The sequence below is a fragment of the Oceanobacillus caeni genome (assembly GCF_042678465.1).
GTDB classification, from domain to species: Bacteria; Bacillota; Bacilli; order Bacillales; family Amphibacillaceae; genus Oceanobacillus; species Oceanobacillus caeni.
Genome location: NZ_JBHTKV010000010.1, coordinates 24,682 through 38,115 on the forward strand (window position 1 = coordinate 24,682; position 13,434 = coordinate 38,115).

General features: G+C 35.5%; 14 protein-coding genes. All 14 read right to left on the bottom strand.

Annotation, left to right across the window (positions count from 1 at the left end; all coding sequences use genetic code 11):
* Positions 1-153: 153 nt before the first annotated feature.
* Positions 154-399: a YlmC/YmxH family sporulation protein gene (locus tag ACFQ18_RS09070; RefSeq protein ID WP_204798231.1), complete on the bottom strand. Its 246-nt coding sequence runs from the start codon at positions 397-399 to the stop codon at positions 154-156.
* A gap of 164 nt (positions 400-563) precedes the next feature.
* Positions 564-1,784 carry an insulinase family protein gene (locus ACFQ18_RS09075; protein ID WP_204798232.1) on the bottom strand — a complete coding sequence of 407 codons (1,221 nt, stop codon included), beginning with the start codon at positions 1,782-1,784 and terminating at the stop codon, positions 564-566.
* A gap of 25 nt (positions 1,785-1,809) precedes the next feature.
* Entirely contained in the window at positions 1,810-2,760 is a 951-nt protein-coding gene (locus ACFQ18_RS09080) for a polysaccharide deacetylase family protein (protein WP_204798233.1), read from the bottom strand.
* A gap of 120 nt (positions 2,761-2,880) precedes the next feature.
* Entirely contained in the window at positions 2,881-4,995 is a 2,115-nt protein-coding gene (pnp, locus tag ACFQ18_RS09085; protein ID WP_204798234.1) for a polyribonucleotide nucleotidyltransferase, read from the bottom strand.
* 434 nt (positions 4,996-5,429) lie between these two features.
* On the bottom strand, positions 5,430-5,699 hold the full coding sequence (rpsO, locus tag ACFQ18_RS09090; RefSeq protein WP_047186087.1) for a 30S ribosomal protein S15: 270 nt from the start codon (positions 5,697-5,699) through the stop codon (positions 5,430-5,432).
* 130 nt (positions 5,700-5,829) lie between these two features.
* On the bottom strand, positions 5,830-6,765 hold the full coding sequence (locus ACFQ18_RS09095) for a bifunctional riboflavin kinase/FAD synthetase (RefSeq protein ID WP_047186086.1): 936 nt from the start codon (positions 6,763-6,765) through the stop codon (positions 5,830-5,832).
* An 18-nt stretch (positions 6,766-6,783) separates the two neighbouring features.
* On the bottom strand, positions 6,784-7,671 hold the full coding sequence (truB, locus tag ACFQ18_RS09100; RefSeq protein ID WP_204798235.1) for a tRNA pseudouridine(55) synthase TruB: 888 nt from the start codon (positions 7,669-7,671) through the stop codon (positions 6,784-6,786).
* Between the two features lie 419 nt (positions 7,672-8,090).
* Complete coding sequence (rbfA, locus tag ACFQ18_RS09105) at positions 8,091-8,432, bottom strand: 30S ribosome-binding factor RbfA (RefSeq protein ID WP_047186084.1); 342 nt, start codon at positions 8,430-8,432, stop codon at positions 8,091-8,093.
* A gap of 269 nt (positions 8,433-8,701) precedes the next feature.
* Positions 8,702-8,980 (bottom strand): DUF503 family protein, encoded by a 279-nt coding sequence (locus ACFQ18_RS09110; RefSeq protein ID WP_047186083.1) that lies wholly within the window; start codon positions 8,978-8,980, stop codon positions 8,702-8,704.
* On the bottom strand, positions 8,977-11,103 hold the full coding sequence (gene infB / locus ACFQ18_RS09115) for a translation initiation factor IF-2 (protein WP_145523454.1): 2,127 nt from the start codon (positions 11,101-11,103) through the stop codon (positions 8,977-8,979). The genes ACFQ18_RS09110 and infB overlap by 4 nt, the downstream gene beginning before the upstream one ends.
* A gap of 20 nt (positions 11,104-11,123) precedes the next feature.
* Positions 11,124-11,423 (bottom strand): YlxQ family RNA-binding protein, encoded by a 300-nt coding sequence (locus ACFQ18_RS09120; protein WP_060667961.1) that lies wholly within the window; start codon positions 11,421-11,423, stop codon positions 11,124-11,126.
* A complete protein-coding gene (rnpM, locus tag ACFQ18_RS09125) occupies positions 11,413-11,685 on the bottom strand; it encodes an RNase P modulator RnpM (protein ID WP_225344082.1) in 273 nt (90 codons plus the stop codon). The genes ACFQ18_RS09120 and rnpM overlap by 11 nt, the downstream gene beginning before the upstream one ends.
* 14 nt (positions 11,686-11,699) lie before the next feature.
* Positions 11,700-12,797 carry a transcription termination factor NusA gene (gene nusA / locus ACFQ18_RS09130; RefSeq protein WP_047186080.1) on the bottom strand — a complete coding sequence of 366 codons (1,098 nt, stop codon included), beginning with the start codon at positions 12,795-12,797 and terminating at the stop codon, positions 11,700-11,702.
* A 15-nt stretch (positions 12,798-12,812) separates the two neighbouring features.
* The gene (gene rimP, locus ACFQ18_RS09135; RefSeq protein WP_047186079.1) at positions 12,813-13,283 is read right to left on the bottom strand and encodes a ribosome maturation factor RimP; all 471 of its coding nucleotides are present in this window, start codon (positions 13,281-13,283) and stop codon (positions 12,813-12,815) included.
* Positions 13,284-13,434: the final 151 nt, after the last annotated feature.

Sequence of the window (13,434 nt, forward strand, 5' to 3'; positions counted from 1 at the left end):
ATTTCTACCCTCCATACATAACTAATCCTAAATCTGTTCTTTATAGCTTATGTCTTTCTGCAATGAGAGTGATTCGTCCATAGCTAAAAAACCAAAAAAAGACCATAATCTCCTTTTGATTATGGACCATAACAATTATATTTTTATTTTCCATTAAAACTTATCATTTTTCATTTCAACCATGATCATATCTTCGCCAATTTTTTTTACTTCATTCCAATGAATTTTTGTTGTTTCCCCTTCTTTTTTCAATCCAAACCATTTATAAGTTGGTATAATGAAAGCTTCAATCTGACCGGTTTTTTCATTGATTTCCAAATCAGTTTGCCCAAGTATTCCTAACCTTTCCCCTTCGTTAATACTAACTATTTCCTTACTGCTAATATCTTTAAAGCGCATATAAATAACCTCCATACGATGATATATAGTAAATTTATATGTATCATCGGATGGTCGTATGTCCTTTTTATGTAAGCAAAACACATATTATAAGGCTGAATGAATCCATTTCCACATAAATACAACGAAGGCATTCGCAGCCTAATAGCGAATGCCTTCGTTTTCTATGAAATTTCCGGTGCAATTAATGCGACTGATTGAGAATTACGAAACGTATAATCAATCACTTTTCTTATCGACTCATGACTTACTGCATCAATTTCTTTAATCATGTCGTCTAAACTTCTATGTCTTCCAAGTAATAATTCATTTCTTCCATTTCTACTCATTTTGCTATTGGTACTTTCTAAACTTAACATTAAGCTTCCTTTTAGCTGCTCTTTACTATTTCTTAACTCTTTATCAGTTAAACCATCTTTAATTAATAACTCTAACGTATTATTGATTGTATCTTGCAGTAATGGTAGCTGTTCTTTTCCAGTACCTGCATAAATGGTTAGAAGTCCATTATCTAAATAGGTTGAATGGTAAGAGAAGACAGAATAAGCAAGACCTTGTTTTTCTCTAACATCTTGGAATAGCCTAGAACTCATACTACCACCAAGAACATTATTCATGACAACTAAGCTGTACGTATTTTCATCACCTAATTTTAATCCATTAAATCCTAAGCATAAATGTGCCTGCTCCGTATCTTTATTTCTTTCAATCCGATTAGCTAAAAAAGTTGGTGTTTCAAGCGATTCTTTCCCTACATTACGTTCAAATTTACCAAAATAAGAAGCTATATTGTTAATAAAGCTTTCATCCACATTACCGGCTACAGAAATTACTACATTATCAGGTGTATATCGTTGTTCTACATAATTTCGTAAATCTTCAGGTGAAAAAGATTTTAAATGCTCCTCTGTACCAAGAATAGGGTACCCTAATGAGTGGTCTCCAAATGACGCTCGAGCTAATAAATCATGTACGATATCATCGGGAGTATCCTCATACATTTTTATTTCTTCATAAACGACTTTCTTTTCCCTTTCCATTTCTTCTTCATCAAATGAAGAATTGAAGAACATATCCGCTAATATTTCTAATGCGTAATCCTTATGTGTGTCTAGAACCTTCGCATAAAAGCAAGTATATTCTTTAGAAGTAAAGGCATTGATTTGACCGCCTATAGAGTCAAAAGCTTCTGCTATTTCTTGCGCAGATCTTGTATCCGTTCCTTTAAAAAACATATGTTCCAAGAAATGTGAGATGCCATTATTCATCTTCGTTTCATTTCTCGAACCAGTTAATACCCATATTCCAATTGTCACAGAACGTACGGAAGGTATATTTTCTAGAACAATTCTTAATCCATTTCTACATGTATGTCTTTGTATCAAAGTTCGTCCTCCTAATGCGTTTTGATTACCTTTCTTCACTTAATAATTTCTCAATAGTACCTATACGATACTCTTTCTCTTTAATCACTTTAATTAAATCATCTAGTCCATTTGCGATTACAGATGTCGGATGCATCAAAATGGTTGCCCCTGGATGAATTTTACTATTTACTCGGTTAATCATAACATTTACAGAAGGATTCTTCCAATCAATCGTATCTACTGTCCATAGAATTGTTTCCATTTTTAGGTTAAAGGCACTTTGTACAACTTGATCATTAAAGCTTCCACTTGGTGGGGCGAACCATTTTGGTGTTTTATCTGTGATTGCTGTTAGGATTTCATTTGTTTGTGTTATTTGCTCCACTATTTTCTGATTAGACAGTGTCGCCATATCTGGATGATTATAGGCATGATTACCAATGATATGTCCCTGCTCATCAATCATTTTAACCAATTCAGGGTTTTCTTTTGCCCACTTTCCTTCAATAAAAAAGGTTGCTTTCACTTTATGATCATTTAACGTTTTTAAAATATCTGGAATATATTCCGTTCCCCATGAAACATTTATCAAAAATGAGACCATTTCTTTCTCAGGATGGCCTCTATAAATTGGAGATGCTTGTAAATCTGCCAATTTAACTTTAGGAGGAATTTCTTTATAAACCAAAAGTGATTCATCGAAGACACCTTTATCCTTCATTTTTTCATATGATTTATCTATATTCACCTTAATCCCGTTTCTACCTGGGGTCTTTTTCCACACGTCATCTATATATGCATCAACTGGTGGTTGCTCAAATTCTTTGCTTTTTTCTTCAATCTCCATATATAAGGAATCTTCTTTTTTTATTGCATGAGAGAGAGTTGTTGTCACCTCTTCATTTATTTCAATTGGATTATTAATGCTGTTGTAAGATAACGCCACTATAATAATGAATAGACATAAATTTATGTATTTTCGGTATCGGTACATCGTCCTTGCCCTCCTTCTTATACAAATGTATGCATAAGGGGGACAAGGTATGATTAAGTTACAAGATGATATTTAAAGCATAAAAAAAGAAACTGCTCATACAGCTTCTTTCTCTTACTATTATTGATTCGCCTTTTCTTTTCTTTCCCTTTCTTCTTTTAAAACTGCTTTCCTGGAAAGATTAATTCTGCCTTGACGATCAATTTCTTTTACTTTTACTAATATTTTATCACCAACGGACACTGCATCCTCTACCTTATTCGTTCTTTCTTCCGCAAGTTCGGATATATGAACCAATCCATCTTTTCCTTTGAATAGTTCAACAAACGCACCGAATTTCTCAATTCGTCTTACAGTTCCTAAATAAATTTGTCCGACTTCAACTTCTCGAACTAAATCTTCTATAATTTTCTTAGCTTTTTCATTCATTTCAGGATCAGTAGAGGAAATAAAGATATTTCCATCTTGCTCAATATCAATCTTAACACCTGTTTCATCAATGATTTCATTGATTTGTTTTCCGCTAGGACCTATAACCGTACGAATTTTATCCGGATTGATAGACATAGTAAGAATTTTAGGTGCATATCGAGAAAGTCCTTCTCTTGGTTGATTAATAGTGGCGAGCATAGATTCTAGAATCTGCATTCTACCCTTTTTAGCTTGAGTTAAAGCTTCTTCCAAGATTTCTTTGGACAATCCGTCAATCTTAATATCCATTTGTAATGCAGTTACACCATCTTTTGTTCCTGCTACTTTAAAATCCATATCTCCAAGTGCATCTTCCATCCCTTGAATATCAGTAAGAATCGTATAATCCTCACCTGATTTCACGAGCCCCATAGCAATACCTGCAACTGGTGATTTGATTGGTACACCTGCATCCATCATCGCTAATGTACTTGCACAAATACTCGCTTGTGACGTAGAACCATTGGATTCAAGTACTTCCGATACTAAACGAATCGTATAAGGAAATTCTTTTTCAGATGGGACAACTTTCTCCAATGCTCTTTCACCTAATGCACCATGTCCAATTTCACGACGACCTGGTCCACGAATTGGTCCTGTTTCCCCTACACTATATTGTGGGAAATTATAATGATGCATAAAGCGTTTGGATTCTTCCAAATCCAACCCATCTAATATTTGAACATCACCTAAAGCCCCAAGAGTACATACACTTAGCGCCTGTGTTTGTCCACGTGTAAATAATCCAGAACCATGCGTTCTAGGTAAAACACCAACACGTGAAGAAAGTGGACGAATTTCATCAATCATTCTTCCATCTGGTCGAACTTTTTCAACCGTAATTAGGCGTCTAACTTCAGCTTTAACTAATTTATCTAGAATTGTTTTAACTTGATTATAAATTTCAGGTTCATCTTCATCATAACCCTCAAGAATACTATCTTTAACCTGTTTTATTGCTTCTTCTCGAGCATGTTTTTCTTTTACTTGAATTGCTTGTAATAGGCTTTCCTTTGCTTCTGCCTCTACTTTAGCACTTAGTTCTTCATCGGTATCAAATAATTTAACCTCAAATTTTTCTGTACCAACTGCTTGAATAATTTCTTCTTGAAATGCAACTAATCGTTTGATTTCTTCATGACCAAACATAATTGCATCTAGCATTACTTCTTCTGGTACTTCATCTGCACCAGCTTCTACCATATTAATCGCGTCTTTTGTTCCCGCAACTGTTAAATCTATATCGCTCTTCGCATCTTGTTCTACTGTTGGGTTAATAATGAATTCACCATCGACACGTCCAACATGGACACCAGCGATTGGTTGTTCAAATGGGATATCGGAAACACATAGTGCAATAGATGACCCTAACATAGCTGCAATCTCTGATGAACAATCTTGATCAACACTCATAACCGTACTTATTACCTGTACCTCGTTCCTAAAACCATCAGGAAACATAGGGCGGATTGGACGATCAATTAGTCTAGAAGCAAGAATTGCCTTTTCACTCGGTCTTCCTTCACGTTTGATAAAACCACCTGGAATTTTACCGACTGCATATAAACGTTCCTCATAGTTAACCGTTAATGGAAAGAACGGTAAATCTTTTGGTTCATTTGATGCTGTAGCAACAGCTAATACGGAAGTATCGCCATAATGAACCATACAAGCTCCATTTGCTTGTTTCGCCAGTTCTCCTACTTCAACGGTAAACTTTTTACCCGAAATTTCAGTGGAGAACACATATTTTTCATCTGTCATTTCATATAGTACTCCTTTCATTGCTCATTCTACCTTCATTTTATAGTTTATAAACATAAATGTAAATTTTATCCCCTATTAAAAGTTGTTCAAAAAAGTCTGATGAAAATAACACTTTGACGTTTCTAGTTCGTAATAGTGTCGGTGTTGCAACAAGTGTTTTTACAGTAGGGGCGAGTAATCGGAGCCCCAGGACGTTGCACTCTTGGCCGACTTTGGTCCTTTTATCTTCCTTTTTGAACGCATTATTAAATAATAGGCGTTTACAGGTTCTGTTTATATTATGTAAATGTTAGAAAACTTGGCGTTCGACAAGCTTTTGGTCGACGCCTTAGTTGCACTTATGCAAACGGGAAAGATTTTATACTTTCCTACTTGCTAAAAAAGTCGTGGATAATAGAAGAAGCAGGATTGCTCCTGCTTCTGTAAATTCATTATCGACGTAAACCGAGTCTTTTAATTAATTCACGGTAACGAGTAACGTCTTTATTTCTTAGGTAGTTTAATAAATTACGACGTTTACCAACCATTTTAAGTAAACCACGACGTGAATGGTGATCTTTTTTATGAATACGTAAATGTTCGTTTAACGTGTTAATTTCTTCAGTTAGTACAGCGATTTGCACTTCTGGAGATCCTGTATCAGTTTCATGAACTTTGTATTCATTGATGATCTCATTTTTACGAGCTTGTGTAATTGCCATTTGGGCACCTCCTAAATATTTATTTCATATCCCCAATCTCCTAGCAAACGTCGGAGTTACGATTTGCCAAGGGATGGTTCACGTTCTTAAGCATAACGTCTTTCATTAAAAATTGCAAGGGAAAAAATCATTAAATAGAGAAAAAACGTCGAATATTAACCTCATCCAATTTGATTTGTTCTATTAACGCTTCTACACTATCGAATTTCTCTTCCTCCCGCATATACTTGTACCATTCTACTGTTAATTCTTGACCGTATAAATTATTATTATAATCTAAAATATTAACTTCTATAGACAAATCTTCCCTTTCAGCTGTAAACGTTGGGTTTGTGCCTATACTAGCCATGCCAAAATAGGTTTCATTCTTATATAGCACCTTTACAGCATAAATGCCCGGTTTAGGCAACAATGCTTGCTTATCAACTTGTAAATTCGCTGTAGGAAAGCCAATTTCCCTACCACGTTGATCTCCCCTAATTACAATCCCTCTTAATTTAAAAGGACGTGTAAGTAATTCATTAGCCTCTTCAATATTGCCTTCTCTTAACAGTTTTCTAATTCTAGTAGAACTGACTTTTTCATGATCTAAAGAAACTTTTTCCACAGTAGTATAGGAAAATTTATCCCGCGTATATTCCGAAATATTCTCCATATTCCCTTTACCCTTATGGCCAAAAGTATAATCAAATCCTGCTACAAGATGTTTAATATTTAAACCAATAATAAACTGATCGACAAACTCTTGTGGCGATAACTTGGAAAACTCCTTATTAAAATCGATAATATATAATCGATCCACACCTAACCCTTTCATAATTTCAATTTTTTCTTTCAATGGTGTTATATAGTTAACATGATGTTCACCTTTTAAAACAACTAAAGGATGTGGATGAAACGTTATAACAGCGCTTTCCATATTATTTTCTTCTGCTCGCCTGATTGCTTCATTTATTACTTTTTGATGTCCCCTATGTATACCATCAAAAAAGCCAATCGCAGATACTGTATCTGGAATATCATCCTTTATTAAAGAATGGGGAAAACTCAATTCATAGATATTCATATTCTTCACCTGCACTTATTACCCATTAAAAACACGGATGGGTTTAATTTGATTTTTGTTTTCAGGGTGTATTTGATAGATTGCGAGTAATTTATTCTTATGTATTACCATAAAAGGATTGGTCTTTGGTAGGACTTCCGGAATCGGAAGTTTTTGTCCATTTTTCACTTTATTCTCCAACGTTTCATCCACATAAAGTGTGTCTAGGTGATCTAATCCCTTTACTATTGGAAATAGTAGATTACTTTCTTCATTTTCCATTACTGCTTCTTCTATAATAGCAAAATCAACTGAATTTTTCTCTGAAAAAGATCCCGTTTTTATTCTAGTTAAATCTGACATATGTGCAGGGTATCCTAATTTCTTACCTATATCAACACATAAAGTACGGATATATGTACCTTTTGAACAAATTACTTTTATTTTAAAAGAGTCATGCTTCTTGTCTAATAATTCAATATCAAATATGGTGATCTTTCTCTTAGGTCGTTCCACCGTCTTGTTTTCTCTTGCATATTCGTATAGCTTTTTTCCGTTTACCTTAACTGCTGAATACATTGGAGGAACTTGTGTAATAGAACCTTGAAATGAAAGCAAGACATTACGAACGCTTTCTGTACTTGGTGATTCGGATACTTCCATTTCTTCCAGTACTGTTCCTTGGGCATCTTCTGTATCCGTGGCTATTCCTAACTTTACTTCAGCTATGTATGTTTTCTTTGTATCGGTTAAAAAAGGCACAATTTTTGTAGCGTTGCCAATACATATGGGTAAAACACCATCCACCTCCGGATCCAAAGTCCCAGTATGTCCTACTTTTTTTGTTTTAAAAAGTTTTCTGCATCTCATGACACAATCATGTGATGTCATTCCTCGCGGTTTCCATAATGATAAGATACCATCCACGTCATCAACTCCATTCATGTTGAATATCAAAGGTTTTGTTATTGGGTAAAAATTAAAATTTATCTTATTAAATCTTGTCATAAGGAAGGCCACGTCCAGCTCCAGCACCCAGCGACTAGCGAGACTTCCTTCACCTCATGACACGATAAAGAAGACTTGCCGATGGATGAAACCAGAGGCTTAGTCGCACTTATACCCTTGTGGTGAAAGTCAACATCGACTCAAAGTATTAAAGGAAGGCCGACTAAGTGCGGCCTTTGCGGCCAACGTCGGCATACCCCTATGAAGGGGCATGTTTCCTTTATCTCCTACGGCTCAGTCCAGTCCGTACGTCGCTAAACTGGCGCTTTCGCTTTTGATCTTCCTATGGAAAAATCTGACTCATTTCCCGAGTCAGATTTCCAATAGTTAAAAATCTACTATTTATTTAAATCACGTAATAATTTTTCAATATGATTACCATAGGCGTATGCTTCATCGAATTCAAAAGAAATTTCCGGTGTTTTTCTTAATCGAATTCGTTTACCGATTTCAGAACGAATAAATCCTTTCGCCTTAGCAAGTCCTAGTAAAGTATCTTTTTTTTGTTTTTCGTCCCCTAAAACAGATATATATACTTTTGCCTGCTGAAGATCTCCAGTTACTTCTACATCGGTCACTGTAACAAAACCTACTCTTGGGTCTTTAATTTTCCTTGTAAGAATTTCACCTAATTCTTTTTTCATTTGTTCCGCAATACGATTTGCTCGTAATTCAGCCATTAAATTCACCTCGTGAAAAACCCATTATTAAAGAAGTGACTTAAAAGAGATTGTTCCAAAAGTCAGGTAAAAATGACATGCCACTAAAAAGGGGGAGGCGTAAGTTGGACGCAAAGCTCATCTTTAGTCGGCCTTCCTTTAAAGAAAATCATTGGCAATAGTGGAGTCGGTGTTGCAACAAATCTTTACGGTAGGGCTAATCATCGAAGCTCCAGAAAGTTGCAACTTTTATCCGACTCGGTCCTTTTGCCCTCCTTTTGAACACATACTTAAACTCTTTCTACATTCGTAATCGTTCGTTCCAACTCTGGAAACGTGTCAATTACACGTAGCACTTCTTGAATGATTTGTTCCGCGTTTGTCAAACTTGTTGAAATAGTAACTATTCCTAATTTAGTGCGCTGCCACAAATCATGATAATCTAATTCTGTAACAGCGACATTAAAATCTTTTTTAAGTTTAGCAATTATTTTTTTAATAATTGACCGTTTATGTTTCAGTGAATGTCCGTCGTACATGATACATTCGACTTCCGCATATAAAATCATGTACGTTCAATTTCCTCCATTACAAATGCTTCCATAGTATCCCCAACCTTAATATCGTTAAAATTGGTGACTGTTATTCCACATTCATAATTTTTTGCAACTTCTTTAACATCATCTTTGAATCGTCTTAATGTATCAATTTCACCTTCATATAGGACAACTCCATCACGAATAATTCGAACACCTGCATCCCTAGTAACTTTACCATCTGTCACGTAACATCCCGCAATTGTTCCAACTTTTGAAACCTTATATGTTTCTCGGACTTCTACTTGGCCAATTATTTTCTCTTCAAATTCTGGATCGAGTAAACCTTTCATAGCAGATTCAATTTCTTCGATTGCTTTGTAAATGACGCGATGCAAACGAACATCCACTTTTTCTCTTTCCGCTGAGCCTTTTGCGTTCGCGTCAGGGCGAACATTAAAACCAATGACAATCGCATTCGATGCTGAAGCTAGAATGATATCGGATTCCGTAATAGCACCAACACCCGTATGGATTATATTAATTTTAACACCTTCTACATCAATTTTTTGTAGTGAAGAAGAAAGTGCTTCTGCAGAACCCTGAACGTCAGCTTTTATAATGATATTCAATTCTTTCATTTCACCTTGTTTGATTTGTTCAAACAAGTCATCTAGACTAACTTTAGTCTGTTCATTACGGTTAGCTGCTATAGCTTCCTGTTGACGCGCTTCTCCAATTTGACGAGATTTTTTCTCATCATCAAATACTACGAATCTGTCCCCAGCTTGTGGTACATCTTGTAAACCTGTAATTTCTACCGGCATAGAAGGACCAGCCATTTCTACACGTTTACCAGTATCGTTAATCATGGCACGAACTCTACCAAAAGTATTTCCTACAACTAGTGAATCTCCAACATGGAGGGTACCATTTTGAACAAGTAAAGTTGCAACACTTCCACGACCTTTATCTAGCTCCGCTTCGATTACCGTTCCTGTAGCATTAGCTTTCGGATTAGCCTTTAATTCTTCAACTTCCGATACTAAAAGAACCATCTCTAACAAATCATCGATACCCTCATTCTTCAACGCGGAGATATTAACAAATATCGTACTACCGCCCCAGTCTTCAGGTATTAATTCATACTCTGTTAATTCTTGCATAACACGATCAGGGTTTGCTGATTCCTTATCCATTTTATTAACTGCAACAATAATTGGTACTTCGGCCGCCTTGGCATGATTAATTGCTTCTACCGTTTGTGGCATGACACCATCATCTGCAGCCACAACCAAAATAGCGATATCCGTAACCTGTGCACCTCTTGAACGCATGCTAGTAAAGGCGGCGTGGCCAGGTGTATCTAAAAATGTTATCTTTTTACCACCGAACTCTACTTGGTATGCACCAATATGTTGTGTAATACCCCCAGCTTCTCCAGCGGTCACTTTTGTATTTCGTATGGAATCTAGTGTTGTTGTTTTTCCGTGGTCAACATGTCCCATAATTGTAACAACAGGAGGCCTTTCCATTAAATCTTCTTCTTTATCTTCCATGATGTATTTATCAAGATCTGTATCTTCTAAAATAACTACCTTTTCAGCTTCAACATTAAATTCACTACAAATAAGTTCTACTGCATCATCATCTAAATCTTGATTTTTAGTCGCCATTACACCTAAAAACATTAATTTTTTAATGATTTCCGCTGGTTCTTTATTAAGCTTATCAGCTAAATCACTTACAGTTAACGTGTCACTATAAGTAATTTTTTCAGGAGTTTCCTTTTTGACAGGTTCCTGATAATTTGCTGGCTTATTGTTCTTATTCCCCTTCTTAGGACCTTTAAAATTCTTATTTTTAGGCTTATTATTATGATGATTTTTTGCTTTTTGTTTGTCTGACTTATTATGATCAGATTGTTTTTTATTTCCTGAATTCATTCCTTCAGATTTTTGCTTAGGAGCTTCCTTTTGTTGTTTCCCTTGATTTTGTTTCGATCCAAATTTCTTATCCAATTGTGTCACAGTATCTAGCGAAATAGTAGACATATGGTTCGTTACGTCCACATTTAACTCTTTTAGATAATTGATAACATCCTTACTAGTTGTATTATTTTGTTTAGCATATTCATATACACGAATTTTGCTCATACGTTCACCCCCGAAATTAATTACCCGAGCAACGATTTAATTTTATTGGCAAAACCTTTATCTAAAATTGCAATTGCTACTCTTTGGGATTTTCCAATTGCATTGGATAATGTTTCTCGATTATCCACCAATTCATATGGTACCTTGTAAAATTTACATTTATCTGTTATTTTTTTCCTCGTTTGGGGACCGATATCATTTGCAAGTAAAACTAACTTTGCCCGATTGCTTTGAATATCTTTAATAATTGTTTCCTCACCTATTGATAATTTCCTTGCACGATATGCTAGCCCAAGTATGTTTAAATAATTACTTTTCATTGCTCTTTACCATTTTTTTAAGTTCTACAAACACAGATGAATCTACTTCTGCGTTTAAGTGTCTGTTTAAAACATTTGATTTTTCTGCCTCTATAATCACATCTAAATCCTTTGTTAAGTAAGCTCCTCGGCCATTCTTTTTCCCTGTAGGATCCACAAAAACTTCCCCATCTTTATTTCGAACGACACGAATGAGTTCCTTCTTTGGCTTCATTTCATTAGTTACAACACATTTTCTTTCTGGTATTTTTCTTTTTTTCACCGAGTGTCCCCTCCTTATTCAAACAAATCTTCATCATCGTTGGAATAAGCGTCTTCTACTTCCGACAAAATACCTTCTTCTCTAGCCTCTGATTCACTCTTAATATCGATTTTCCAACCGGTTAATTTAGCTGCAAGCCTTGCGTTTTGGCCACGTTTCCCTATAGCTAGTGACAATTGATAATCGGGAACAATCACTGTCGTGGCTTTTTCCTCTTCGTCAACTAACACTTCTATCACTTTGGAAGGACTTAATGCATTTGATACATACACCTTAGGATCTTCTGACCATTGCACAATATCAATCTTTTCACCTTTTAATTCGTCAACGATTGCTTGAACACGTTGCCCTTTTTGACCTACACATGACCCTACAGGATCTACTTCCGGATCTTGTGCATGAACTGATATTTTCGATCTGTCTCCTGCTTCTCTAGCTACAGACTTAATTTCAACCGTTCCATCGTATATTTCGGGCACTTCCATCTCAAATAACCTTTTTAATAGCCCGGGATGAGATCTAGAAATAAAAATTTGTGGACCTTTACTTGTATTTTCAACTTTTGTCACAAACACTTTTATCCGATCGTGAATATTATATTCCTCGTTAGGTATCTGTTCCGTTTCAGCCAATTTAGCTTCAATCTTACCCAAATTCACATAAATAAAGCGTGAATCTTTTCTTTGTATAATACCTGTCATAACATCCTCTTCACGATCGACAAATTCAGAAAAGATGACACCACGTTCTGCTTCTCTTACTCTTTGTGTAACAACTTGTTTTGCTGCCTGTGCCGCGATTCTGCCAAAATCTTTTGGAGTAACTTCAACTTCGATAATATCGTCCACTTCATGATTAGGATCGATTTCTCTGGCAACCTCTAATGAAACTTCTTGTTGTGGGTCTTCAACCTCTTCTACAACTGTTTTCCTAGAGAAAACGGCCATTTTTCCTGTATTTTCATTTAGTTCGACTCTCACATTGGAAGCGGATTTGAAATTTTTCTTATATGCAGAAATAAGAGCAGCTTCTAGTGCTTCTAACAGAATTTCTTTATCAATTCCTTTTTCCTCGGACAAACTATTCAATGCGTCAAACAATTGACTGCTCACTTTACTAATCCCCCTTTAAAAAACTACTGCAAGCCTAGCTTTAGCAACTTTTTCATATGGTATTTCTACCTGTTTTTTTCTTGTCTTTACTTTGTACTCAATGGTTAAAATATCATTAGTGAAAGCTTTTAAGGTGCCTTCATATTCTTTCTCTCCATCAATCTGTTCATAAAGTTTAACATTTATATTTTGATTAATGTTGTTCTCAAAGTCCTCTTTCTTCTTTAATGGTCTTTCTACACCCGGAGAAGAAACTTCTAAGAAATAAGGATCTTTTATAGGATCTACTTCATCCAATTTCTCACTTAATTGTTCAGATACTTCTCCACATTCAGTAATGTCTACCCCACCAGGTTTATCAACATATATGCGAAGGAACCAATTCTTTCCCTCTTTGACGTATTCTATATCAACTAATTCTAAACCCTTATTACGGAGAATTGGCAATACTAATTCTTCTGTTGTTTGAATGACCTTTGAACTCATCGTAATCCTCCTTTACGCTGAACTGTTTATTTCTTATTATGAACGATTCACCCGAATACTATCTATTCAATATAAAACCCCTGCCCAAAAGTGCTTGGCAAGGGGGAATCGAGTTCATGTGGAATGGGTATGAAGAAAGAGTGAGCATTCG

Coding starts and splice junctions, on each gene's coding strand:
- ACFQ18_RS09070 (WP_204798231.1), bottom strand. CDS start 399: ATGCGCTTTAAAGATATTAGCAGTAAGGAAATAGTTAGTATTAACGAA.
- ACFQ18_RS09080 (WP_204798233.1), bottom strand. CDS start 2,760: ATGTACCGATACCGAAAATACATAAATTTATGTCTATTCATTATTATA.
- pnp (WP_204798234.1), bottom strand. CDS start 4,995: ATGACAGATGAAAAATATGTGTTCTCCACTGAAATTTCGGGTAAAAAG.
- rpsO (WP_047186087.1), bottom strand. CDS start 5,699: ATGGCAATTACACAAGCTCGTAAAAATGAGATCATCAATGAATACAAA.
- ACFQ18_RS09095 (WP_047186086.1), bottom strand. CDS start 6,765: ATGAATATCTATGAATTGAGTTTTCCCCATTCTTTAATAAAGGATGAT.
- rbfA (WP_047186084.1), bottom strand. CDS start 8,432: ATGGCTGAATTACGAGCAAATCGTATTGCGGAACAAATGAAAAAAGAA.
- ACFQ18_RS09110 (WP_047186083.1), bottom strand. CDS start 8,980: ATGATTTTATATGCGGAAGTCGAATGTATCATGTACGACGGACATTCA.
- infB (WP_145523454.1), bottom strand. CDS start 11,103: ATGAGCAAAATTCGTGTATATGAATATGCTAAACAAAATAATACAACT.
- ACFQ18_RS09120 (WP_060667961.1), bottom strand. CDS start 11,423: ATGAAAAGTAATTATTTAAACATACTTGGGCTAGCATATCGTGCAAGG.
- rimP (WP_047186079.1), bottom strand. CDS start 13,283: ATGAGTTCAAAGGTCATTCAAACAACAGAAGAATTAGTATTGCCAATT.